This window comes from Paenibacillus sp. KN14-4R (assembly GCF_052180255.1).
GTDB lineage: Bacteria > Bacillota > Bacilli > Paenibacillales > NBRC-103111 > Paenibacillus_AM.
In genome coordinates, this window is sequence record NZ_CP197466.1 from 237,501 (window position 1) to 260,967 (window position 23,467).

Sequence of the window (23,467 nt, forward strand, 5' to 3'; positions counted from 1 at the left end):
GACGTCAACATGGAAATAGCTTGCTAGGCGAAGAGATCTGGAAAGGTCTGCGATAAAAGGTAACAGCCCTGTAGCCAAAAGCGAGCGAAATTCCTAGACGGATCCTGAGTACGGCGGGACACGTGAAACCCCGTCGGAATCTGGCAGGACCATCTGCCAAGGCTAAATACTCCCTAGCGACCGATAGTGAAGCAGTACCGTGAGGGAAAGGTGAAAAGCACCCCGGAAGGGGAGTGAAAAAGAACCTGAAACCGTGCGCTTACAAAAAGTCAGAGTCCGTTAAGGGATGATGGCGTGCCTTTTGTAGAATGAACCGGCGAGTTACGTTTGCATGCGAGGTTAAGGTGATAAGCCGGAGCCGCAGCGAAAGCGAGTCTGAATAGGGCGAATTTTAGTATGTAGACGTAGACCCGAAACCGTGTGATCTACCCCTGTCCAGGGTGAAGGTGCGGTAACACGCACTGGAGGCCCGAACCCACGCATGTTGAAAAATGCGGGGATGAGGTGGGGGTAGCGGAGAAATTCCAATCGAACTCGGAGATAGCTGGTTCTCCCCGAAATAGCTTTAGGGCTAGCCTTGGAAAGAGAGTAGTGGAGGTAAAGCACTGATTGGATGCGGGGCCCCCCAAGGGTTACCAAGTTCAGTCAAACTCTGAATGCCACATACTTATATCCAGGAGTCAGACAGTGAGTGCTAAGATCCATTGTCAAGAGGGAAACAGCCCAGATCATCAGCTAAGGTCCCCAAGTGTGTGTTAAGTGGGAAAGGATGTGGAGTTGCAAAGACAACCAGGATGTTGGCTTAGAAGCAGCCATCATTTAAAGAGTGCGTAATAGCTCACTGGTCGAGTGACTCTGCGCCGAAAATGTAACGGGGCTAAACACACCACCGAAGCTATGACAACAGATGAATTTCTGTTTGGGTAGGGGAGCGTTGTGTACAGCAGTGAAGGTTGATCGTGAGGACAGCTGGAGCGTACACAAGTGAGAATGCCGGTATGAGTAACGAAAAGACAAGTGAGAATCTTGTCCGCCGAAAACCTAAGGGTTCCTGAGGAAGGTTCGTCCGCTCAGGGTAAGTCGGGACCTAAGGCGAGGCCGAAAGGCGTAGTCGAATGGACAACAGGTTCAAATTCCTGTACCACCAAAAACCGTTATGAACGATGGAGTGACGCAGTAGGATAGTGACGCGAGCCGATGGATATGCTCGTCCAAGCAGTGAGGCTGATGTGTAGGCAAATCCGCACATCGATAAGGCTGGGCTGTGATGGGGAGGGAAACTTAAAGTACCGAAGGTCATGATTTCACACTGCCAAGAAAAGCTTCTAGTCAGGTCAAGGTGCCCGTACCGTAAACCGACACAGGTGGGTGAGAAGAGAATTCTAAGGCGCGCGGAAGAACTCTCGTTAAGGAACTCGGCAAAATGACCCCGTAACTTCGGGAGAAGGGGTACCCCGGTAGAGTGAATAGCTCGAGGGGGTCGCAGTGAAAAGGCCCAAGCGACTGTTTAGCAAAAACACAGGTCTATGCGAAGCCGTAAGGCGAAGTATATGGGCTGACGCCTGCCCGGTGCTGGAAGGTTAAGGGGAGTGGTTAGGGAGCAATCCCGAAGCTGTGAACCGAAGCCCCAGTAAACGGCGGCCGTAACTATAACGGTCCTAAGGTAGCGAAATTCCTTGTCAGGTAAATTCTGACCCGCACGAATGGCGTAACGACTTGGGCGCTGTCTCAACGAGAGATCCGGTGAAATTTTAATACCTGTGAAGATGCAGGTTACCCGCGACAAGACGGAAAGACCCCATGGAGCTTTACTGCAGCTTGATATTGAACTTTGGTACGATCTGTACAGGATAGGTGGGAGCCTTAGAAGCCTGAGCGCCAGCTTAGGTGGAGGCAACGTTGGGATACCACCCTGATCGTATCGGAGTTCTAACCTACTACCGTATAACCGGTAGAGGGACCGTGTCAGGTGGGCAGTTTGACTGGGGCGGTCGCCTCCTAAAGAGTAACGGAGGCGTCCCAAGGTTCCCTCAGAATGGTTGGAAATCATTCGAAGAGTGCAAAGGCATAAGGGAGCTTGACTGCGAGACCAACAAGTCGAGCAGGGACGAAAGTCGGGCTTAGTGATCCGGTGGTACCGCATGGAAGGGCCATCGCTCAACGGATAAAAGCTACCCTGGGGATAACAGGCTTATCTCCCCCAAGAGTCCACATCGACGGGGAGGTTTGGCACCTCGATGTCGGCTCATCGCATCCTGGGGCTGAAGTAGGTCCCAAGGGTTGGGCTGTTCGCCCATTAAAGCGGTACGCGAGCTGGGTTCAGAACGTCGTGAGACAGTTCGGTCCCTATCTGTCGTGGGCGTAGGAAATTTGAGAGGAGCTGTCCTTAGTACGAGAGGACCGGGATGGACGTACCGCTGGTGTACCAGTTGTTCCGCCAGGAGCACCGCTGGGTAGCTATGTACGGAGGGGATAAGCGCTGAAAGCATCTAAGCGCGAAGCCCCCCTCAAGATGAGATTTCCCAATTAGTAAGACCCCTTGTAGACGACGAGGTTGATAGGTTGGAGGTGGAAGCACAGCAATGTGTGGAGCTGACCAATACTAATCGGTCGAGGGCTTATCTAAAAATTTTACGAAGTAAAGTTGCTTCGTAAGCATAAAGGTTTGTGCTGGTAGGTGTTTTCGTAAGAAAACCCGAGAAGCATGCTCTTATGTTATTCCATGTTTTACTTCACTTCAATTCGCATCTAGTTTTCAAGGTACAAACCATAGGGTTTGTAAATGGATCTGTTATCACTGTGAGTGATTACAGATTTTTTTGCGTTGTATGCAATAATTTCGCCGAAAGGTATTTCTGAACTGCTGAATAGCCTTGAACGGCTTGACTAATAATAATGAAGTAAGAGGATTTCCAACTAGGCCCTTGTCAATTGTTGCAGGTTTGATTATAATATAATTAAGGTCAAAGAAAGTCAAAGTCAATTAACACCGAGCGGAAAGGAGGGGAATGGATGCGTAACGTATCCGAAATCATTGAACAATATTTGAAGCAAATATTGCAGCAAAGCCCCGATCAGGCCGTCGAAATTCAACGCAATGAATTAGCTGAGCAATTTCAATGTGTTCCTTCACAAATTAACTACGTGATCTCGACTCGGTTTACTCTAGAAAAAGGTTACTTGGTTGAGAGTAAGCGTGGTGGCGGTGGTTATATACGTATTCAGAAGCTCTGTTTGCAATCGCATGCCTCGATTATTGATTTTATATTTCAGACGATTCAGGATCAGATTGATCAAGCTTCATCTGAGGGTTTGATATATCGTCTGAAAGATGGCGGACATATCACAGTTAGAGAAGCGAATCTGATGAAAACGGCTATTTCGAGAGAAACATTACAAATTAAATTGCCAATGCGTGATCAGCTTAGAGCGAGAATTTTAAAAGCGATGCTAATTTCTTTATTAAGTTAGTTGAAGGAGAGGTAACCTATGAACTGTCAAGAATGTGGTAAAAAACCAGCTTCCTTGCACTTCACAAAAATAGTAAATGGTGAGAAAACAGAATTTCATTTTTGTGAATCGTGTGCGCGGGAAAAAGGGGATCTATTGCCAGGTACGACAAATGGGTTCTCGATTCATAATTTACTATCGGGATTGCTTGATTTCGATCTGAGTAATGGTAACAATGGATTCACTGCAAAAACGGCACCAACAATTCATTGTGATCATTGTGGGCTTACGTACACACAATTTACGAAGCTGGGTCGTCTTGGATGTGTTGACTGTTATAACAATTTTGCCGAGAAGCTGGATGGGGTATTACGGCGAGTACATGGGAACACCGTTCATGTTGGGAAAGTGCCGAAGCGTTCTGGTGGTCTCATTAAATATAAGCGAGAAATTGAAGATTTGAAGAAGGATATGATGACACGTATTGAGCGTGAAGAGTTTGAACAGGCTGCAAAGATTCGAGATGAAATTCGTGAAATAGAGAAGAAGATATCCGCCCAAGAAGGATAACACTATTGAAGTGTTTGGAGGAGGGAATTGTATGGCATATGAACGGTTTACTCGTGAGGCGTTAAGTGATTGGATGAAGGGAGATGGTCCTGACTCTGATGTTGTCATATCATCGCGGGTTCGAATTGCTCGAAACCTGCGAGGTGTCCCTTTTCCGATGCTTGCCACGAATGCACAGTCTGAGCAAGTATTAAATCAAGTCACCGAGGCCGTTGCAAGCGAAGAATTAGGGACAATCGGTAATTTCACAATCGTACCTTTATCTGAATTAAATGAATTGGAAAAGAAAGTACTCGTAGAGAAGCATTTGATATCACCTAATTTAGCGAATGACTCGCGTAATGGGGCAGTCGTTTTAAGTGAACAAGAATCGGTCTCAGTCATGGTCAATGAAGAAGACCACCTAAGAATTCAGTGCTTATACCAAGGATTTCAGGTAAAAGAAGCATGGGACTTAGCTTCCCAAATTGACGATGTGTTTGAATCGCACCTAAATTACGGTTATGACGAGAAGAAAGGTTACCTAACTTGTTGCCCTACAAATGTAGGAACGGGTATTCGCGCTTCTGTGATGATGCATCTGCCAGCGCTTGTTCTGACGCAGCAGATTAATCGAATATTATCGGCTGTCACTCAAGTAGGATTAGCTGTAAGAGGCCTGTATGGTGAGGGTAGTGAAGCGGTAGGGAATATTTTTCAGATTTCTAATCAGATTACCTTAGGTCAATCTGAAGAAGAAATTATTAATAATTTGCATAGTGTAGCAAGACAGATTATAGAGCATGAACGTGCGGAGCGCCGGAAGCTCATGCTTGAGATGAAAACTCGCATTATTGATCGTGTTTCCCGATCACTCGGTACCCTCACCTATGCAGCGATCATGGACTCCAAAGAAGCTGCACAGCGCTTATCCGATGTGAGGTTGGGAATTGACTTAGGAATTATAGAAAATGTTTCTCCTACTGCGCTTAATGAGTTGTTAGTTATGACGCAGCCCGGTTTTTTACAGCAGATTGCAGGAGTTAAGCTCTCTGCAGAAGAAAGAGATATACGTAGAGCACAGATTATTCGTGATCAATTAAACGGAAGCAAGTAAATTTAGACGGTTAAACCGTCTCTCCTTGTAATAAAGATATCATTGGAGGTGTAACATTATGATGTTTGGAAGATTTACAGAACGCGCACAGAAGGTGCTGTCACTCGCACAGGAAGAAGCAGTTCGTTTAGGTCATAATAATATTGGTACGGAACATATTTTGCTAGGTTTAATTCGTGAGGGTGATGGGATAGCAGCAAAAGCGCTTATCGCTTTGAATCTTGGGTTAGAAAAAATTCAAGATGAGGTAGAATCTCTAATTGGAAGAGGTCAAGAACAGCCAACGAATATCGCTTATACACCACGGGCGAAAAAAGTAATCGAGCTATCCATGGACGAAGCTCGTAAGTTAGGGCATACGTATGTAGGAACCGAGCATATCCTTCTGGGCCTCATTCGTGAAGGAGAAGGGGTCGCGGCCCGTGTACTTGGCAATCTGGGCGTTTCCTTGAATAAAGCGCGTCAGCAAGTGCTGCAATTACTCGGTTCAAGTGAAGTCGTATCTAGTTCTCATGGCAACAGTTCCAATGTGAGCACACCTACACTGGATTCCCTTGCGCGTGATTTAACGGCTTATGCCAAAGAGGGTCACCTTGATCCGGTTATCGGTCGTGCTAAAGAAATTGAGCGTGTGATTCAAGTGCTAAGTCGTCGGACGAAGAATAACCCTGTTTTAATCGGGGAGCCTGGTGTAGGTAAAACAGCAATTGCTGAGGGACTTGCGCAACGTATTATTCTCAATGAAATTCCCGAAACGTTAAAAGATAAACGTGTCATGACACTAGATATGGGCTCAGTTGTGGCTGGTACGAAGTACCGTGGGGAGTTCGAAGACCGTTTGAAAAAAATCATGGATGAAATTCGCCAAGCGGGTAACATCGTCTTGTTCATTGATGAACTTCACACACTGATCGGTGCTGGTGGCGCAGAAGGTGCAATTGATGCTTCAAACATTTTGAAACCAGCTCTTGCACGTGGTGAATTGCAATGTATCGGTGCGACTACACTGGATGAATATCGTAAATATATTGAAAAAGATGCGGCTCTTGAGCGTCGTTTCCAACCGATTACGGTTGATCAGCCATCACCAGAAGAAGCCATTCAGATTCTTCATGGGCTAAGAGACCGTTATGAAGCGCATCACCGTGTCAAAATTACAGATCAAGCAATTGAAGAAGCTGTGAAATTGTCTGATCGCTATATTCCGGATCGCTTCTTACCTGATAAAGCAATTGACCTAATTGACGAAGCGAGTTCCAAAGTCCGACTTCGCTCTTATACAATACCACCTTCACTCAAACAGCTTGAAAATAAGCTTGAAGATATTCGTAAAGAGAAAGATGCTGCAGTCCAAAGCCAAGAGTTCGAGAAAGCAGCATCACTACGCGATACAGAGCAAAAGCTGCGTGAAGAGTTGGATAGTACGAAGAATGATTGGAAAGAGAAGCAAGGTCGTCTAGATACGGAAGTGACACCAGAAGATATTGCTCAAATCGTAGCTTCTTGGACTGGAATTCCAGTATCCAAATTAGCAGAGGAAGAAACAGCACGCTTGCTCAAGATGGAAGATATTCTTCATGAGCGTGTCATTGGGCAAGAAGAAGCTGTTAAAGCGGTATCCCGTGCGGTAAGACGTTCCCGTGCAGGTCTTAAAGATCCGAAGCGTCCGATGGGTTCCTTTATATTCCTAGGTCCTACGGGTGTTGGTAAAACGGAGCTTGCTCGTGCACTCGCTGAATCCTTGTTCGGTGATGAGAATGCTGTCATCCGCATCGATATGTCGGAATATATGGAGAAGCATTCAACTGCTCGTCTAGTTGGGGCGCCTCCAGGGTATGTTGGATTTGATGAAGGTGGTCAATTAACGGAGAAAGTACGCCGTAAGCCATATTCGGTTGTCCTTCTTGATGAAGTAGAAAAAGCGCATCCTGAAGTATTTAATATTTTGCTTCAAGTTTTAGAAGATGGTCGTCTAACGGATTCGAAAGGACGTACCGTTGACTTCAGAAATACGCTCATTATTATGACATCCAACGTAGGTGCTGAAGCAATCAAGAAAAACTCTTCGCTTGGTTTTACAGCTGTGCAGGATTCGGGTCGTGATTACAACAACATGAAGGATAAGGTCATGTCGGAGCTTAAGAAATCTTTCCGTCCTGAGTTCTTGAACCGGATTGATGAGATTATCGTATTCCACTCACTGGATGAGAAGCATATTGCAGAGATTGTATCGATCCTTGCGAACGAATTGCATAAACGTTTAAAAGAACAAAGCATTGATTTCTCTTTAACTGATACAGCGAAAGCATTTCTTGCCAAAGAGGGTTATGATCCGACTTATGGTGCAAGACCTCTGCGTCGGGCTATTCAAAAGCACATTGAGGATCGTTTATCTGAAGAGTTGTTAAGAGGAAACATTGTAAAAGGTGATTCCGTGACAATTGATGAAAAAGATGGGGAACTTGTCGTACTTCGCAATGAAGGAGTAACAGTTCAATCGTAATACAAATTTTTAATAGGTAAGTAATCCGGGAGATAACTCTCCCGGATTTTTTTGTGTAAAAGTATTTATTGTGATAAAAAAATCATAGCATGGTTTTACTTTTATATCTGGTGCAGAAATGGTAAACTTTGAAGGGTATGTATAGTTCGGTAAATGAAGGGGTAACAAGAGAAGGGGCGTCTAATCGTAGTGAGTAAAACTAAAACAAAATTTGTTTGTGGGGAGTGCGGTTACGAATCACCCAAATGGATGGGGAAATGTCCGGGTTGTCAAAATTGGAATACGATGACGGAAGAAGTAGAATCGGTTATCAAGACACAAGGAGTTTCGGCATCTTCTTTTTTACGAACGAAAGAAAAGCCAATTTCAATCATACATATAGAAAGTAGTCCGGAACCGAGGGTGGTAACTTCGAATGAAGAGTTTAATCGAGTGCTCGGCGGAGGTATTGTTCCGGGTTCGCTTATTCTAGTTGGTGGCGATCCTGGTATTGGTAAATCGACATTATTGCTGCAAACTTCGCATTCACTAGCTGAAGCAGGGCAAAAAGTCCTTTATATCTCTGGCGAGGAATCGATTAAACAGACAAAGCTGCGTGCAGATCGCTTACAGACTGTATCCCCGCTGCTTTTTGTACTGTGTGAGACAAATTTAGATCATATCGAAGAAGCGATTTCGGAGATTGCGCCGGATATTATGGTAATTGATTCGATTCAAACCGTCTATCATCCTGCCAATACATCAGCACCAGGAACTGTTGGTCAGGTGCGTGATTGTACGGGGCACTTTATGCGTATAGCTAAGACAAAAGGAATAGCAACCATACTTGTCGGACATGTGACTAAAGAAGGAGCTATTGCAGGACCAAGGCTCCTTGAACATATGGTGGATTGTGTGCTTTACTTTGAAGGAGAGCGGCATCACAGTTATCGTTTGCTTCGCGCGGTAAAGAATCGATTCGGATCAACGAATGAAATCGGCATTTTCGAAATGCGTGAGCAGGGTTTAGTTGAAGTGAGCAACCCTTCAGAGTTATTTTTATCAGAACGGCCATTAGGAGTTGCAGGTTCGACTGTTGTTGCTTCAATGGAGGGAACAAGACCTATTTTGGTGGAGATACAGGCACTTGTCTCTGCCACTAATTTCCCATCACCAAGACGGATGGCTACAGGTATTGATCATAATCGATTATCACTCATTATTGCTGTATTGGAAAAACGTATCGGCATGTTTTTACAGAATCAAGACGCATACTTGAATGTAGCAGGTGGCGTGAAGCTGGATGAACCAGCTGTTGATTTAGCAGTCGCGATTGCTATTGCGTCTTCTCTAAAGGAAAGACCTACTCAACCTTATGATGTTGTTTTTGGTGAGATTGGGTTAACAGGAGAAGTTCGTGGTGTATCAAGGATTGATCAGCGGGTGAAGGAAGCACAGAAGCTTGGTTTTCGCCGGGTGATTTTACCTGAAAAAAGCATGAAAGGTTGGCAGCATCCCGAAGGTATTCAATTGATCGGAGTAAATACAGTTGCTGAAGCGTTAAAAGCAGCATTTGAATAAAAAGAAAGAGGAACCTTAAGTTTCAGGAGGAAACAACATGACGAAAGAAGAAATAAAAAGGGATGTCATGAGCCAATTGTTGCAGTTAGTTGCACCTGGCACAGCATTGCGGGATGGGTTAGAGAATGTCCTGCGTGCAAAGACGGGTGCGCTGATCGTGGTCGGTTGTAATGAAGATGTTATGAGTGTTGTTGACGGTGGATTTTCGATCAATTGTGATTTCTCACCTGCTTATTTATATGAGCTTGCTAAGATGGATGGTGCAATTATTCTTAGTGAGGACGGCAAGAAGATATTATATGCGAATACGCAACTTAACCCCAGCCCAGATGTTGCATCGACAGAAACAGGGATTCGCCATCGTACAGCTGAGCGAGTAGCGAAACAAACGGGTAAGCTTGTCGTATCCATTTCACAAAGACGCAATATTATCACGCTCTATCAAGGTAATCTGCGGTATTCACTTAAAGATATTGGTGTCATTCTGACAAAAGCGAACCAAGCGATTCAAACGTTGGAGCGCTATAAGGTCGTGCTTGATCAGTCCATCACTAATTTGGGTGCGTCCGAATTTGAAGAACTTGTGACATTACACGATATTATCCATGTCTTGCAACGTATTGAGGTTGTTTTACGTATAAAAGGTGAGATCAATAAATTTATTAATGAGTTAGGTACAGAAGGAAGACTCATTTCCATGCAGTTAGAAGAGATGGCTGGCAATATGGAGGTAGAAGCTCGTTTAATTATTAAAGATTATGTACGTGAACTGACGGATGAAAAAGTAAAAGAAGCTTTCGCTGGTTTGACTCGTGTTTCTAACGGTGATGAGCTGCCTGATGCGCATCATATTATTCGATTACTTGGATTTCTTCATACCAGCTCTATTGCAGATGAACAGGTTTCACCAAGAGGTTTCCGCGTACTCAATAAAATTCCAAGATTACCGTCGGTTATTATTCATAACCTCGTAGAGGAGTTTGGACATTTACCTCAGATTGTAGCGGCAACAATTGAAGATCTGGATGAAGTTGACGGAATTGGTGAAGTTCGAGCACGAGCAATTAAAGAGGGGTTAAAAAGAATTCAGGAGCAAGTGTTCATTGACAGACATATCTAATTTGCATACAATCGTAATATTGATCTTTCGTTTAGGGAACAGTAGAACTTAGAGGTGACAATAATGATAAAAAAATCATTGCCCAATCTTTTTACAATAGGAAATTTATTTCTCGGTGTACTTGCGATTATTCTCGTGTTTAACAACCATGCTGATCGCGCAGCTGTACTCGTCATCATTGCGATGCTTTTAGACGGACTTGATGGCCGTGTAGCACGAGCGCTTAATGTACAAAGCGAATTTGGTAAGGAATTGGATTCTCTCTCTGATGTCATTTCGTTTGGTGTAGCACCAGCTTTCATCATGTACTATGTGGCATTTACAGAACTAAACCCAGTTCTTGCTTGGACGGTAACAGCTCTTTTCCCAATCTGTGGTGCAATCCGTTTAGCAAGATTTAACGTAGTTGCAGGAACTCCAGGTTATTTTATCGGCTTGCCGATACCAGCAGCAGGCGGTATCTTGAGTACATTAGCGTTGTTCCATAATGATATGCCGGCTGCAGTAACAGTAATCGCTACAATCCTTTTATCATACTTAATGATTTCTCGTTTGAAATATCCAAACTTCAAGAAGTCTGGTATTCCGAAAGCAGCAATTTGGGGTACACCTGTAGTGATCGGGGTTGCGATTTACTTAGCTCTTCAATTTCCGACATATATCTCTAACGGTATATTAGTCCTCTTGTTGCTATATGCGCTTTTGGGCTTAAAAAAAAACGTTGATGGAGTCTTCACCAAATTGCGTAGAAAAAAACGTAACGAAAAATCAGGCGAAGATGTAAATCAGAAATTGAATTTCTAAATGCAAATGAATGATGTGAGAAAATAAAAAAGCATTTATTACTCCGAAGCTGGAGTGATAAATGCTTTTTTTTGCGTTGTTATTGCTTTTGTTAAGACATATTAAATAATCCAAGAGTGGAGCATTTTTGAGATTCTTTTTGAAGGGTTTCTTGAAGATCAACGTCAAGTAAATTAGATAGTGCTGACAAATAAAAGATGTGCTTGCCTATCTCGGATCGTACGACTTCAGCACAATGTTCGCATAGATGTCCATTCATATGTGTTCCGATGTTTTCCTGCGCTTCTTCAAGGGACATATCAGGTGTATAAGGTTGCTTGGAAGCATTGACTTCTACACATCCGCATTCCGTAATCGCTTTAATGACAGAGCGGTTTACTGCCGCACCTGATTGTTGGAATTTAGACAGGACATCAAGCAAGCTTCGGTGACGGAGCAATAATTCAGAAACTTGGTCCTGAAATTGTTTAAGTGTCATCACGTTCAATCCATTCACCTCTTTTGTTATTCATTGGTAACTATTATATAAGAAACTGGGTATTATTTCAATTTTATGATTACCAAGTCAATTTTTGGACCATAATTATAAATAGATGGAAGAAAATAGAATAAATATTGTAGGAGGTGAATCTGCCTTGAAAAAATGGATTGGATTTTTATGTGCAATTATGGGTGGTTTATATGGGTACCAATGGAGTGATACCCTCATTCGCGTTCTTTTTATTTCTGAAGGCAGTGGACAAGCCCTTATTGTAAAATTGATTACGATAGTGAGTTTGTTTGCAGTGGGTGCAGGGGTAGGAAGAGTAGTTGTTAAGTTATTGCATCAAGGAGAAGTCTCAGCAACACAAGTTTCAATTGGGGATTTGTTTTCTGGGGCAGCTGGCCTTGTTTTGGGGCTATTAATATCGGTATTATTGTTCCCTTCGTTAAATAATTTCGCAGGGTATGAGCCATTACTTCCACTGGTAGTGACGGCTATTCTCGGAATCCTAGGTTATCGAATTGGTTTGAGTAAAAGGGAAGAGCTATCACAATGGGTTGGTAAATTGCGTTTGCAGATGAGTGGTGCTCCAGCAGTAAAACCAACTGCCGAACATAAAATTTTGGATACATCCGTCATTATTGACGGCCGCATTTCGGATATATGCAAAACTGGATTTATCGAAGGAACCTTAGTCATTCCTGAATTTGTTCTGGAGGAATTGCAGCACATTGCAGATTCATCAGATCTGCTCAAACGTAATCGCGGACGCAGGGGTCTTGATATTTTGAACAAAATCCAAAAAGAACTTGATGTGAAAGTGTTGATTTATGAAGGTGACTTTGAAGATGTATCTGAGGTCGATTCCAAGCTGGTTAAATTGGCTAAAGTATTGGGTGGAAAAGTCATTACAAATGATTTTAACTTAAATAAAGTGTGTGAATTGCAAGGTGTAGCTGTACTAAATATTAATGATTTAGCAAATGCAATAAAGCCAGTGGTACTACCCGGTGAAGAAATTCTGGTCCAAGTGATTAAAGATGGGAAAGAACATGGGCAAGGCGTTGCTTATTTAGATGATGGCACAATGATTGTCGTAGAAGGTGGACGCGACTTCATCGGTATGATGCTGGAGGTTATGGTAACGAGTGTTCTTCAGACTTCAGCGGGAAGAATGATATTTGCCAAACCAAAACTATTGGAAAAAGCCCAGTAATCCTTGTATGATTGTGTTAGAAATATATTCTTACACGAATTGATGGATATACCGGGGGTAGAGATGACAAAGCTAGGCGTAGTTGTGGTAGCGGCGGGCAGAGGGGCGCGTATGGGGACGGCAGAAAGTAAACAATATTTACTCCTCGGCGGTAAACCGATTCTCGCTCATACTTTGGCAAGATTGGATCAGATGGCAGACATTAACTCCATCGTACTTGTCGTAGGACAAGATGATGTCGCTCGTTGCCAAGCTTACATAGAAATGTATGGCTTCACCAAGTTGCGTTCAGAGGATGTAATCGCAGGAGGCCTAGAGCGTCAAGATTCTGTGCGAGCAGGGATTAATCAACTTCCAAGCGACGTAGAATGGGTGCTAGTCCACGATGGGGTGCGTCCATTTGCATCTGAAGCGCATATTGCGGCTTGTTGGCGTGAGGCAATGAAGCGGGATGCTGCGGTACTTGCTGTTCCTGTAAAAGATACAATTAAAGTTGTCAATGAACAAGGTGGAATTCAATCGACACCTGACCGTAGAAGCTTGTGGGCTATTCAAACCCCACAGGCTTTTCGACTGTCTTTATTAAAAGAAGCACATCGCCTGGCGAGCGAAGAAGGTTTTGTAGGGACAGATGATGCAATGCTTGTAGAGAGACTAGGCGTAACGGTACAAGTTGTTGAAAGTGATTATTATAATATCAAAATAACGACTCCAGAGGATTTGCCATGGGCGGAGTGGATTTTGCACAACGTGAGGGGAGAGACGAAATCATGATTCGAGTAGGACAAGGGTTTGATGTTCATCAGCTAGTAGAGGGGCGCAAGTGCATTATTGGAGGCGTGGATATTCCATATGAAAAGGGGCTTTTAGGTCACTCTGATGCAGATGTGCTGCTGCACGCAGTGACAGATGCAATTCTAGGAGCGCTGGCACTTGGGGATATTGGCAAGCATTTTCCGGATACAGATGCAGCATTTAAAGATGCAGATTCATTGAAATTGCTTAAAGCAGTTTGGGTAATGGTACGAGAGCGTGGTTACCGTCTAGGAAACATCGATTCTACAATTATCGCTCAAAAGCCTAAGATGTTGCCTTACATTCCACAGATGGCTGCTATTATTGCTGAAGCACTGGATGCAACATTGGATCAGGTCAATGTAAAAGCGACAACAACCGAGCAGCTTGGTTTTGCCGGTAGAGGAGAAGGAATTGCCGCGCAATCTGTTGTTTGTTTAGTGAAAGATATGCTATGATTGGCTATCGATAATATACATGTTCGTGTTTACATCTTAAGGAGAAATGAGGAATTTCCATGACAAAGCCAGTTCGTGTGCGTTATGCACCAAGTCCAACGGGTCTTCTACATATTGGTGGCGCTCGTACAGCACTTTTTAATTATTTATTAGCTCGAAAAAATAACGGATCCTTTATCGTTCGTTTTGAAGATACAGATCAGACAAGACATTTAGAAAGCGGAATCGACTCCCAATTAAACGGTCTTCGTTGGTTGGGTATCAATTGGGACGAAAGTGTGGACATCGGCGGTCCTTATGGTCCTTACCGTCAGATGGAGAGATTGGATATTTACCGTCCTTATGTCGAGCAACTAAAACAGGATGGGCATGCTTACCCATGCTATTGTACAGAGAGTGATCTGGAGAAGGAGCGGGCTGAGCAAGAGGAACGTGGCGAGACGCCAATGTATTCTGGCAGATGTCGTAACTTAACAGCAGATCAGCGTGCACAATTTGAAGCGGAAGGTCGTAAACCGTCGATTCGTTTCCGTGTACCTCAAGATCGCATCATTAAATTTGTCGATAAAGTGCGTGGTGAAGTTGAATTCGATACGAACGGTATCGGTGATTTTATTATCATGCGTCCTGATGGCATTCCAACTTACAATTTTGTTGTCGTAATCGATGACTTTATGATGAAAATGAGTACGGTAATTCGTGCGGAAGAACATCTGACGAATACACCGCGCCAAATTATGATTTATGAAGCATTGGGTCAGGAGTTACCTGAGTTTGCGCATTTATCGTTAATTTTGAATCCAAATCGTAAAAAGATGAGTAAGCGTGACGCCAATCTCATTCAGTTTATCGAACAGTATCAAGAGCTAGGTTATATGCCAGAAGCTGTTGTGAACTTCATTGTTCTCATTGGCTGGTCGCCAGTTGGAGAAGAAGAGTTCTTCACAATCGAAGAACTTATTGAGCAATTTGATCTGGATCGCGTAGCCAAGAGTCCAGCCGTGTTCGACATGGATAAATTGAACTGGATGAACAATCATTATATTAAAAAAGCACCTATAGAGCGTGTTGTTGAACTCGCATTGCCTCATTTGCAAAAAGAAGGCCGTTTGCCAGCTGAACTTGATGATGCAACACGTGATTGGGCAGTGAAATTAATTGCCCTTTACCAAGAGCAGTTAAGATTCGGTGCTGATATTGTGAACCTATCCGAAATGTTCTTCAGTGAGGAGTTTACAATGGAAGATGAAGGGGTAACTGTTATGCAAGAAGAGCAAGTTCCTGCCGTTCTTCGCTCCTTCTTGGCACAGGTAGAAGCTTCAGAATCATTTGCAGCGGAAGATATTCAGCCATTAATTAAAAAGGTTCAAGCAGAGACAGGTACGAAGGGCAAAGGTTTGTTCATGCCAATCCGTGTTGCATTAACAGGTCAAGTACATGGCCGTGATCTCAATATGACGATTCATTTACTTGGAAAAGAAAAAGTTATCGCGCGTCTGCAGAAAGCCTTGGCATAAAGGGTTATTTTCGCTTATACTAAATCAATCCACACGATGTGTGTTATGAAGATTGCTTCGAAGATATCTGCAGCAGGTTAATCTTCATCGCACAAACGTAATCAAACAATAGCTACGAATAGGAGAAGTACGCTTATTCAGGGTTTTCAGAGAGGGCGAACGAGGTGTCAATGCACCTTGTGCTGAGAGTCGTCTAATCCCGATAAACGGAACATGCGCCTAGGAGCTGCTGTGTCGATCTGTATGGAATGTTTACAGGGTAGATTCAGCCGGTTTGCTACCGTTATTAGCTATTGAGTTGGCGATCAATTAAATCGTCAAAGCAGAGTGGGACCGCGCATATATGACGCCTCTGCAGCCATGTTTCCGGTATTGGGATGGCTGCAGAGGCTTATTTATTTTTAAGCTGATAATGGAAAGGTGACACACGATGTGGGAAAGAATAAAAGCAGATATCCAAGCGGTTTTCGAGAATGATCCAGCTGCCCGCAGTAAATTTGAAGTTGTGTTTACCTATTCCGGTCTACACGCGATTTGGCATCATCGTTTTGCACATTGGTTTTATAAGAAGAGGTTCTTCACAATCGCACGTATAATATCGCAAGCCTCTCGATTTATTACTGGAATTGAGATCCACCCGGGTGCGCGTATCGGCAATCGATTGTTTATTGATCATGGTATGGGAGTAGTCATAGGGGAAACTTGTGAGATAGGTGACGATGTTGTGTTATATCAAGGGGTAACCCTTGGAGGTACAGGCAAAGAAAAGGGCAAGCGTCATCCCACTATTGGTAACAATGTCGTTATCGCTTCTGGCGCTAAAGTGCTCGGATCATTCAGTGTGGGAGATCATTCGCGGATCGGTGCCAACTCTGTCGTGTTACAAGAAGTACCACCAATGAGTACAGTAGTAGGTATACCCGGTAAAATCGTCAAACGAGACGGCGTACGTGTCAATCGATTGGATCATGGGGTTCTTATTGACCCGGTTATCGAGATTTGCCGTAAGCTTCAAACCCAAATTGATGAAATGCAGTGCTTATGTGAACAAATCAATGAAATTCCGAAGTTGCGGGAACAAATCGTGAATTTGAAGCACCAGCTCGAAATCGAGCGTACCAAGAATGGAGGCGTAAGCAGATGACATTACACATTTACAACACCATGTCACGGCAAAAGGAGCAATTCGTTCCACTCGAGCCAGGCAAAGTCAAAATGTATGTATGCGGTCCAACCGTTTATAACTATATTCATATTGGAAATGCACGTCCGGCTATTTTTTTCGATGTCGTTCGTCGGTATTTAACACACATTGGCTATGATGTGAATTATATTGTCAATTTTACAGATGTAGATGATAAGTTAATTCGTAAGGCAGAGGAGACAGGGGAAACCGTCCCTGAACTTAGCCAACGGTTTATTGACGCCTATCTAGAGGATGTGAAGGCAGCAGGAATTCGCCCAGTATCCCATCATCCGCGTGTAACCGAGAACATCCAAGAAATCATTGATTTTGTACAAAAGCTAGTTGAGACAGGTTATGCTTACCCAAGTGGAGGCGACGTATACTATAGAACTTCCAAGTTCACGGAATATGGAAAGCTATCGCATCAGAACTTAAGTGAGCTGCAGTTCGGCATTCGAATTGAAGTTGACGATCGCAAAGAAAACCCACAGGACTTCGTCCTATGGAAAGGTGCGAAACCTGGTGAGATTTCATGGACTTCTCCGTGGGGTGAAGGTCGTCCAGGTTGGCATATCGAATGCTCCGCGATGGTGCATAAATATTTGGGAGAGACGATTGATATTCATGGCGGTGGTCAAGACTTACAATTCCCACACCACGAATGTGAAGTGGCTCAAACTGAGGCGATGACAGGTGTACCGATGGCGAAGTACTGGATGCATAACGCATTTATTAACATCGATAATGAAAAAATGTCCAAATCGCTCGGTAATGGTATTTTACTGCGTCAAGTATTAGAACAAGTGCGTCCGCAAACGTTCCGCTTCTTTATTTTGAACGCGCATTACCGCAATCCACTTAACTTTAGTGAAGATAGTATTACTCAAGCTGATAATTCCGTCGATCGTATTCTCAACTGCGTAACTAATTTACGTCACCGCCTAGAAACAGCACTAGAAGGTGAACTTGCGGAAGGTGTTATGGATCGAATTAATCAGATCAAATCGCAGTTTGATAGCAAAATGAATGATGACTTTAACACACCAGATGCGATTACCGCATTGTTTGAACTCGTCTCAGAAGCAAATGTGTATTTGCAGCAGGAGCAGGTAACGGCGTCAACACTACGAGCATTGCTTGATGCATGCCTAGTGTTTGATAATGTACTTGGCTTACTTACTGAGGAGACCGATGAACTTCTGGATGAAGAGATCGAACAATTGATCGTGGAGCGTATTGAAGCTCGTACATTGAAGAATTGGGCTCGTGCAGATGAAATTCGGGATTTACTTACGGAGAAAGGGATTTTCCTTGAAGATACGCCACAAGGCATCCGCTGGCGCCGAAAATGAGTGATATGTTGAATCCATTTTTCATCCCGCCAGGAAAGAAGCCGAATTTGATCCAGCCGCTAGTACTAGCTTATTTAGGGGATGCTGTCTTTGAAATGTTCATCAGACAGCATGTCATTACACAGCCTAATCATCGACCCAATCACTTACATCGTTCATCAACAAAATACGTGTCAGCCAAAGCGCAGGCACGTATTTTGGAGCGCTGGATGCCGATACTTAACGAAGAAGAACTGGATATTGTTCGGCGTGGACGTAATGCGAAGTCAGGTACAGTTCCGAAAAATGCAGACTTATTGGAGTACCGTCATGCCACAGGTATGGAGTGTCTTGTCGGTTATTTATACTATAAAGAGGAATACACGAGGTTACGTGAACTACTAGAAATCGCCGTGGCTCCGTAAACGAGAGCATCATATATAGCATGCGAAGCCATTTGCTTTGCTTTAGACTTGGAGGGTTAATAACGAATGAGTAATGAAGAAGAATACATCGCAGGGAAACACTCAATCATTGAAGCGCTGCGTGCTGGGCGACCAATCAATAAAATTTGGGTTGCTGAAAATGCACAAAAGGCACTCACACAGCCAATCATCGCAGAGGCGAAAAACCATGGGATCATCGTGCAGTTTATTGACAAGCGTAAGCTGGATCAAATGACACCAGGGGTTCAGCATCAAGGTGTTGTGGCACAAGCTGCCGCTTATGAGTATGTAACCATAGAGGATATTTTGGATGTTGCTAAGCAAAAGGGTGAAGATCCATTCATTTTGATTTTAGATGAAATTGAAGATCCACATAATTTGGGTTCCATTTTACGGACTGCGGATTGTACGGGTGTGCATGGTGTCATCATTCCGAAACGCCGTGCGGTTGGTTTAACTGCAACAGTATCCAAGATCTCTGCTGGCGCTGTGGAATATGTGCCTGTAGCACGTGTAACAAATATTGCACAAACAATTGAGAAGCTGAAAGAGCAAGGTGTATGGGTAGCGGGTACGGATGTGACAGCAGCCGAAAATGTATATCGTAACAATTTTAAACTCCCACTTGCCCTTGTGATTGGGAATGAGAATAAAGGTGTCGGTCGATTGATTAAAGAGAAATGTGACTTTCTTGTTAAATTGCCGATGCATGGACGAATTAATTCACTCAATGCTTCCGTAGCGGCAGGCGTGCTCATGTACGAAGTTGTGCGTCAAAGAAGTACGAGCTGATGATCGATGCAGGAGTTTCTTGTCGTAGACGGCTATAACATAATTGGGGCATGGCCGGAGCTTAAACAGCTAAAAAATACGAAACTTGAAGAAGCTAGAGAGCTGTTAATTCATAAGCTCTCCGAATATCAGTCCTTCTCAGGTATGAAAGTGTATGTGGTCTTTGACGCCTATCAAGTATCTGGTCTGGGTAAAACGTATAATCAGGGTCGGCTAACAATTCTATACACCAAGGAGAAAGAGACCGCGGATGAATTGATTGAGAGCTTGGTTACAGGTTTGATTGGTAGAAGGAAACAAGTGTATGTGGCCACTTCAGATATGATTGAGCAGCACGTTATATTTGGAGCGGGTGCATTGCGATTAACAGCAAGTGAGTTACGAACGAAGGTTCGACAAAACCAAGAAGAAATCAAGGGAATGATCAAATCTGAGAAAATTTACAGAAGAAATACGGTAAGTGGAAGTATGGATGAGAAGACCTTGGCGCTACTCGAACAGATGAGGAGGGGCAAATAGCGCGTCACTAAGCCAAAAAGACTGATTATTCCCGTTGACGTCCTCGGAATTATTCATGTATACTTGACCTATCTTTACTTTGTGAAATGGTAGCACTTTTAGGCCGGGCCGGAGGGATTGTAGGTGAGTGTCGACCTCAAGGATTTAAGGATTGGCGATTTTGATCTGGTTTCAGATGAAGATATAATCGAAGCGGTTCGCCACGGGAATAGTGATGCGCTTGAGTATTTAATTCATAAATATCGAAACCTTGTTCGAGCAAAGGCTCGTTCCTACTTTTTAATTGGCGCAGATCGCGAAGACATCGTACAAGAAGGCATGATCGGCTTATATAAATCGATTCGCGATTTTCGAGGAGATAAGCTGGCATCTTTTAAAGCCTTCGCAGAAATTTGTATAACCAGGCAAATTATCACCGCAATCAAAACCGCAACAAGGCAAAAGCACATCCCCCTCAACTCCTACGTATCGCTGGACAAGCCCATCTATGATGAAGATTCAGATCGTACATTGCTGGATGTTATATGTGGATCACGCGTATCAGACCCTGAAGAACTCATTATTAATCGTGAAGAATTTACAGGTCTTGAAGATAAGATGGGAGAAATATTAAGTGAATTGGAACGACGGGTATTGATGCTTTATCTGGATGGCAGGTCATATCAGGAAATCGCAGTTGATTTAGACCGTCATGTCAAATCGATCGATAACGCCTTGCAGCGTGTGAAACGTAAGTTGGAACGGTATTTAGAAGTTCGTGATTTAATATAAACAAACGGATTGAAGTAAGTGCTCACGATGTTGAGCACTTTTTTTGTTGTACATATCATGATTTTCGCAAAATAGTACCTGCTGTGCTAATTGTTGGTACGTGTTTATTATCATCATCGTTGATAAATCCGTTTAAGGCCGCGGGGATTCGTACATAATGGTTAGTATGAACGCGTGAATGGAAGTGCTTATAACATGTTTGTATAGCTCTTGTGCACTAGAGTTTTTCTTGACATGAAAATTCACATATGCTAAAGTATTGCAGGTAGCCCTGTATAGCGCTTTTTTATGATGCACAAAAACGGGGCGGAATTGAAGTATGTCTCGGGAGGTGTATCGCATGCGGGTTTTCATTACATTAGCGTGTACAAATTGCAAACAAAGAAACTATACATCCGTTAAAAATAAGCGCAACAATCCAGACCGTATGGAACTTAAAAAATATTGCAGACACTGCAATGAACATACCGGTCATCGTGAGACTAGGTAGTTAGTGGGGGTGTAGTTGTGGCTTTATTTACGCCAGTAAAACGAAGCTTTTCATCCATGTTCAACTTTTTTAAGGAAAGTGGTACTGAACTTAAGAAAGTAAAGTGGCCAAGCCGCAAAGAATTAACTAGTTACACTCTAGTTACTCTTGGCTTAGTTGCTTTCATCGCTATTTATTTCTTCTTACTTGACCTTGGTATCAGTAAACTGTTAAGGACGATAGTATAATTGTGATGGAAACTATGGAGAAAAGATGGTATGTCGTACATACCTATTCAGGGTATGAAAACAAAGTCAAAGCCAATTTAGAGAAACGCGTTGAATCAATGGACATGACGGACAAGATCTTCCGCGTCCTTGTTCCGATGGAAGAAGAAATCGTGAACAAAGATGGTAAGAAGAAGTCTGTTATGCGAAAAGTGTACCCAGGCTATGTGCTTGTGGAAATGATTCAAACTGACGACTCTTGGTATGTAGTACGTAATACACCCGGTGTAACCGGATTTGTGGGCTCGACGGGCTCTGGTTCCAAACCGACAGCTCTTTTACCGGAAGAAGTAGAAGCTATCCTTAAACATATGGGTATGGATGAGCCGAAGCCGGTAATTGATTTCGAATTGAAAGATAATGTTCGTGTTATGGTAGGTCCGTTTGCTAACTTTGTCGGCACGATCGAAGAGATCATTGTTGAGAAAAGTAAGCTAAAAGTTCACGTCAATATGTTTGGCAGAGAAACCCCGCTAGAGTTGGATTACACTCAAGTGGAGAAGCTATAGATCAAGTTGTGTTATTGTGATCTCACAGAACACTTCTGAACAAAGTTTGGTTTCTTCTGGCCTGTTCCTGATTGAGGAGTAGGCCTTTTCAGTGGGAGGGAACTATCATCCCGTCTGACCACAATACGAGCAAGGAGGTGTCTCACATGGCTAAAAAGGTAATTAAAATGGTGAAACTGCAGGTTCCTGCAGGGAAAGCGAATCCAGCTCCACCGATTGGTCCAGCTTTGGGTCAAGCAGGGGTTAACATCATGGCTTTCTGTAAAGAATTTAACGCTAAGACTGCTGATCAAGCGGGACTAATTATTCCGGTTGAAATCACAGTATTTGAGGATCGTTCGTTTACGTTTATCACGAAAACTCCTCCTGCTGCTGTCTTGCTTCGCGTTTCCGCTGGTATCGAAAAAGGATCAGGCGAACCGAACAAGAAGAAAGTTGCAACTGTTAAACGCGATGTAGTTCGCGAAATCGCTGAGCAAAAAATGCCTGACCTTAACGCTGCATCTGTTGAAGCTGCAATGCGTATGGTTGAAGGTACAGCTCGCAGCATGGGCATCACGATCGTTGACTAATTCCATTTGTAAGGCAGCTATCTAGCTGCAATCGGTGGGAGGACTATCCGTTAATACCACAAAGGAGGAACTAACATGGCTAAACATGGTAAGAAATATGTTGAAGCGGCTAAGCAAGTAACAGCGGAAACGTTGTACGAGCCGCAAGAAGCTATCGAACTAGTAAAGAAGCTTGCTTCTGCTAAGTTTGATGAGACTGTTGATATCGCTGTTCGCTTGGGCGTTGACCCAAGAAAACAAGACCAAGCTGTTCGTGGTGTAGTTGTATTGCCACACGGTACTGGTAAAACTAAGCGTGTCTTGGTATTCGCTAAAGGGGAAAAAGCAAAAGAAGCGGAAGCTGCTGGTGCTGACTTCGTAGGCGATGCTGACATGATTAACAAAATCCAACAAGGCTGGTTCGAATTCGATGTCTGCGTTGCAACTCCTGACATGATGAGTGAAGTCGGTAAATTGGGTCGTATTTTGGGTGGTAAAGGTTTAATGCCTAACCCGAAAGCAGGCACAGTTACTTTCGACGTAACGAAAGCTGTTAATGAGATCAAAGCAGGTAAAATCGAATACCGTCTTGATAAAGCAGGACAAATTCATGCTCCACTTGGTAAAGTATCTTTCGATGCTGATAAGTTGGCTGACAACTTCAAAGCATTGCTTGATGCGCTTGTAAGAGCGAAACCAGCTGCGGCGAAAGGTCAATACCTTAAAGGTGTTGCCGTTTCTTCCACAATGGGACCAAGCGTACGTGTGAACCTGCAATCCTTTAGATAAGATTTCTTCCAAATAGAGGATATGAATTGACTTTCGTAGTCATTCATGATAATCTATCTAAGGTTGTAAAAACGAATAGTAGACCGTAGACAGCAGGTGTCGAAAGACTTAATGTCCTGCCGAGGTGTTGTGATATAAAGTTCACTTATCTCGGACTCGTTCCGAGATAAGAAGAACACAACATGCCTTCGTATTGTCTGCGAAGGCATTTCTTTTGCCTCAAAGCAAAGGAATGCTGAAATCA

At 43.4% G+C, this 23,467-nt stretch carries 23 protein-coding genes, 1 rRNA gene and 1 other annotated feature (1 of these 25 running past the window's edge); of the genes, 23 read left to right on the plus strand and 1 reads right to left on the minus strand.

The annotated features are described in order from the left end of the window. From ACSBOP_RS01105 to pssA, 8 genes are all read left to right on the plus strand, one after another. Positions 1–2,626, plus strand: a 23S ribosomal RNA gene (locus tag ACSBOP_RS01105); it begins 303 nt to the left of the window's first position. A 386-nt stretch (positions 2,627–3,012) separates the two neighbouring features. Further along, on the plus strand, positions 3,013–3,471 hold the full coding sequence (locus tag ACSBOP_RS01110) for a CtsR family transcriptional regulator (RefSeq protein ID WP_442602691.1): 459 nt from the start codon (positions 3,013–3,015) through the stop codon (positions 3,469–3,471). Between the two features lie 18 nt (positions 3,472–3,489). Further along, positions 3,490–4,020, plus strand: a complete 531-nt coding sequence (locus tag ACSBOP_RS01115) for a UvrB/UvrC motif-containing protein (protein ID WP_442602692.1) — start codon at positions 3,490–3,492, stop codon at positions 4,018–4,020. A gap of 31 nt (positions 4,021–4,051) precedes the next feature. Continuing rightward, positions 4,052–5,116, plus strand: a complete 1,065-nt coding sequence (locus tag ACSBOP_RS01120; RefSeq protein WP_442602693.1) for a protein arginine kinase — start codon at positions 4,052–4,054, stop codon at positions 5,114–5,116. Between the two features lie 58 nt (positions 5,117–5,174). After that, complete coding sequence (gene clpC / locus ACSBOP_RS01125) at positions 5,175–7,619, plus strand: ATP-dependent protease ATP-binding subunit ClpC (RefSeq protein WP_442602694.1); 2,445 nt, start codon at positions 5,175–5,177, stop codon at positions 7,617–7,619. A 189-nt stretch (positions 7,620–7,808) separates the two neighbouring features. Further along, entirely contained in the window at positions 7,809–9,179 is a 1,371-nt protein-coding gene (gene radA, locus ACSBOP_RS01130; RefSeq protein ID WP_442602695.1) for a DNA repair protein RadA, read from the plus strand. Between the two features lie 37 nt (positions 9,180–9,216). Next, on the plus strand, positions 9,217–10,299 hold the full coding sequence (gene disA / locus ACSBOP_RS01135; protein ID WP_442602696.1) for a DNA integrity scanning diadenylate cyclase DisA: 1,083 nt from the start codon (positions 9,217–9,219) through the stop codon (positions 10,297–10,299). A 63-nt stretch (positions 10,300–10,362) separates the two neighbouring features. Next, a complete protein-coding gene (pssA, locus tag ACSBOP_RS01140) occupies positions 10,363–11,103 on the plus strand; it encodes a CDP-diacylglycerol--serine O-phosphatidyltransferase (protein WP_442602697.1) in 741 nt (246 codons plus the stop codon). Between the two features lie 91 nt (positions 11,104–11,194). On the opposite strand, the gene ACSBOP_RS01145 is transcribed toward pssA, so the two are convergent. Further along, complete coding sequence (locus ACSBOP_RS01145; RefSeq protein ID WP_442602698.1) at positions 11,195–11,590, minus strand: DUF1573 domain-containing protein; 396 nt, start codon at positions 11,588–11,590, stop codon at positions 11,195–11,197. 106 nt (positions 11,591–11,696) lie between these two features. Here ACSBOP_RS01145 and ACSBOP_RS01150 point away from each other — a divergent pair, with 106 nt between their 5' ends. The 15 genes from ACSBOP_RS01150 to rplA all read left to right on the plus strand — a co-directional run bounded on the left by ACSBOP_RS01150 (position 11,697) and on the right by rplA (position 23,223). Further along, a complete protein-coding gene (locus tag ACSBOP_RS01150; RefSeq protein WP_442602699.1) occupies positions 11,697–12,803 on the plus strand; it encodes a PIN/TRAM domain-containing protein in 1,107 nt (368 codons plus the stop codon). A 63-nt stretch (positions 12,804–12,866) separates the two neighbouring features. Further along, complete coding sequence (gene ispD, locus ACSBOP_RS01155; protein WP_442602700.1) at positions 12,867–13,577, plus strand: 2-C-methyl-D-erythritol 4-phosphate cytidylyltransferase; 711 nt, start codon at positions 12,867–12,869, stop codon at positions 13,575–13,577. Continuing rightward, positions 13,574–14,056: a 2-C-methyl-D-erythritol 2,4-cyclodiphosphate synthase gene (ispF, locus tag ACSBOP_RS01160; protein ID WP_442602701.1), complete on the plus strand. Its 483-nt coding sequence runs from the start codon at positions 13,574–13,576 to the stop codon at positions 14,054–14,056. The genes ispD and ispF overlap by 4 nt, the downstream gene beginning before the upstream one ends. A gap of 59 nt (positions 14,057–14,115) precedes the next feature. Next, positions 14,116–15,573, plus strand: coding sequence for a glutamate--tRNA ligase (gltX, locus tag ACSBOP_RS01165; protein WP_442602702.1), 1,458 nt, complete (start codon positions 14,116–14,118; stop codon positions 15,571–15,573). A gap of 430 nt (positions 15,574–16,003) precedes the next feature. Next, positions 16,004–16,717 carry a serine O-acetyltransferase gene (gene cysE / locus ACSBOP_RS01170; RefSeq protein WP_442602703.1) on the plus strand — a complete coding sequence of 238 codons (714 nt, stop codon included), beginning with the start codon at positions 16,004–16,006 and terminating at the stop codon, positions 16,715–16,717. Further along, positions 16,714–18,111 (plus strand): cysteine--tRNA ligase, encoded by a 1,398-nt coding sequence (cysS, locus tag ACSBOP_RS01175; protein WP_442602704.1) that lies wholly within the window; start codon positions 16,714–16,716, stop codon positions 18,109–18,111. Before cysE ends, cysS begins: the two co-directional genes overlap by 4 nt. Next, complete coding sequence (locus tag ACSBOP_RS01180; RefSeq protein ID WP_442602705.1) at positions 18,108–18,515, plus strand: Mini-ribonuclease 3; 408 nt, start codon at positions 18,108–18,110, stop codon at positions 18,513–18,515. The genes cysS and ACSBOP_RS01180 overlap by 4 nt, the downstream gene beginning before the upstream one ends. 66 nt (positions 18,516–18,581) lie before the next feature. Continuing rightward, positions 18,582–19,328, plus strand: coding sequence for a 23S rRNA (guanosine(2251)-2'-O)-methyltransferase RlmB (gene rlmB / locus ACSBOP_RS01185; RefSeq protein WP_442602706.1), 747 nt, complete (start codon positions 18,582–18,584; stop codon positions 19,326–19,328). A gap of 6 nt (positions 19,329–19,334) precedes the next feature. Beyond that, a complete protein-coding gene (locus ACSBOP_RS01190) occupies positions 19,335–19,847 on the plus strand; it encodes an NYN domain-containing protein (RefSeq protein ID WP_442602707.1) in 513 nt (170 codons plus the stop codon). Between the two features lie 123 nt (positions 19,848–19,970). Further along, entirely contained in the window at positions 19,971–20,618 is a 648-nt protein-coding gene (gene sigH, locus ACSBOP_RS01195; RefSeq protein ID WP_442602708.1) for an RNA polymerase sporulation sigma factor SigH, read from the plus strand. 340 nt (positions 20,619–20,958) lie between these two features. Next, the gene (rpmG, locus tag ACSBOP_RS01200) at positions 20,959–21,108 is read left to right on the plus strand and encodes a 50S ribosomal protein L33 (RefSeq protein ID WP_258209985.1); all 150 of its coding nucleotides are present in this window, start codon (positions 20,959–20,961) and stop codon (positions 21,106–21,108) included. A 56-nt stretch (positions 21,109–21,164) separates the two neighbouring features. Beyond that, positions 21,165–21,335, plus strand: a complete 171-nt coding sequence (gene secE, locus ACSBOP_RS01205; protein ID WP_442604334.1) for a preprotein translocase subunit SecE — start codon at positions 21,165–21,167, stop codon at positions 21,333–21,335. Positions 21,336–21,349: 14 nt separating this feature from the next. Continuing rightward, the gene (gene nusG, locus ACSBOP_RS01210; RefSeq protein ID WP_442604335.1) at positions 21,350–21,883 is read left to right on the plus strand and encodes a transcription termination/antitermination protein NusG; all 534 of its coding nucleotides are present in this window, start codon (positions 21,350–21,352) and stop codon (positions 21,881–21,883) included. A 146-nt stretch (positions 21,884–22,029) separates the two neighbouring features. After that, positions 22,030–22,455, plus strand: a complete 426-nt coding sequence (gene rplK, locus ACSBOP_RS01215) for a 50S ribosomal protein L11 (RefSeq protein WP_442602709.1) — start codon at positions 22,030–22,032, stop codon at positions 22,453–22,455. Positions 22,456–22,530: 75 nt separating this feature from the next. Beyond that, positions 22,531–23,223 (plus strand): 50S ribosomal protein L1, encoded by a 693-nt coding sequence (gene rplA / locus ACSBOP_RS01220; RefSeq protein ID WP_442602710.1) that lies wholly within the window; start codon positions 22,531–22,533, stop codon positions 23,221–23,223. Positions 23,224–23,288: 65 nt separating this feature from the next. Further along, positions 23,289–23,446: a sequence feature (ribosomal protein L10 leader region), on the plus strand. Positions 23,447–23,467: the final 21 nt, after the last annotated feature.

Excerpts from the sequence above, each read along its gene's own strand:
- ispD (WP_442602700.1), top strand. The coding sequence starts at position 12,867 with ATGACAAAGCTAGGCGTAGTTGTGGTAGCGGCGGGCAGAGGGGCGCGT.
- rplA (WP_442602710.1), top strand. The coding sequence starts at position 22,531 with ATGGCTAAACATGGTAAGAAATATGTTGAAGCGGCTAAGCAAGTAACA.
- ispF (WP_442602701.1), top strand. The coding sequence starts at position 13,574 with ATGATTCGAGTAGGACAAGGGTTTGATGTTCATCAGCTAGTAGAGGGG.
- cysS (WP_442602704.1), top strand. The coding sequence starts at position 16,714 with ATGACATTACACATTTACAACACCATGTCACGGCAAAAGGAGCAATTC.
- rpmG (WP_258209985.1), top strand. The coding sequence starts at position 20,959 with ATGCGGGTTTTCATTACATTAGCGTGTACAAATTGCAAACAAAGAAAC.
- ACSBOP_RS01150 (WP_442602699.1), top strand. The coding sequence starts at position 11,697 with ATGGAAGAAAATAGAATAAATATTGTAGGAGGTGAATCTGCCTTGAAA.
- rlmB (WP_442602706.1), top strand. The coding sequence starts at position 18,582 with ATGAGTAATGAAGAAGAATACATCGCAGGGAAACACTCAATCATTGAA.
- gltX (WP_442602702.1), top strand. The coding sequence starts at position 14,116 with ATGACAAAGCCAGTTCGTGTGCGTTATGCACCAAGTCCAACGGGTCTT.
- secE (WP_442604334.1), top strand. The coding sequence starts at position 21,165 with ATGTTCAACTTTTTTAAGGAAAGTGGTACTGAACTTAAGAAAGTAAAG.
- clpC (WP_442602694.1), top strand. The coding sequence starts at position 5,175 with ATGATGTTTGGAAGATTTACAGAACGCGCACAGAAGGTGCTGTCACTC.
- nusG (WP_442604335.1), top strand. The coding sequence starts at position 21,350 with ATGGAGAAAAGATGGTATGTCGTACATACCTATTCAGGGTATGAAAAC.
- cysE (WP_442602703.1), top strand. The coding sequence starts at position 16,004 with ATGTGGGAAAGAATAAAAGCAGATATCCAAGCGGTTTTCGAGAATGAT.
- ACSBOP_RS01110 (WP_442602691.1), top strand. The coding sequence starts at position 3,013 with ATGCGTAACGTATCCGAAATCATTGAACAATATTTGAAGCAAATATTG.
- ACSBOP_RS01180 (WP_442602705.1), top strand. The coding sequence starts at position 18,108 with ATGAGTGATATGTTGAATCCATTTTTCATCCCGCCAGGAAAGAAGCCG.
- ACSBOP_RS01190 (WP_442602707.1), top strand. The coding sequence starts at position 19,335 with ATGCAGGAGTTTCTTGTCGTAGACGGCTATAACATAATTGGGGCATGG.
- pssA (WP_442602697.1), top strand. The coding sequence starts at position 10,363 with ATGATAAAAAAATCATTGCCCAATCTTTTTACAATAGGAAATTTATTT.
- rplK (WP_442602709.1), top strand. The coding sequence starts at position 22,030 with ATGGCTAAAAAGGTAATTAAAATGGTGAAACTGCAGGTTCCTGCAGGG.
- ACSBOP_RS01120 (WP_442602693.1), top strand. The coding sequence starts at position 4,052 with ATGGCATATGAACGGTTTACTCGTGAGGCGTTAAGTGATTGGATGAAG.
- ACSBOP_RS01115 (WP_442602692.1), top strand. The coding sequence starts at position 3,490 with ATGAACTGTCAAGAATGTGGTAAAAAACCAGCTTCCTTGCACTTCACA.
- disA (WP_442602696.1), top strand. The coding sequence starts at position 9,217 with ATGACGAAAGAAGAAATAAAAAGGGATGTCATGAGCCAATTGTTGCAG.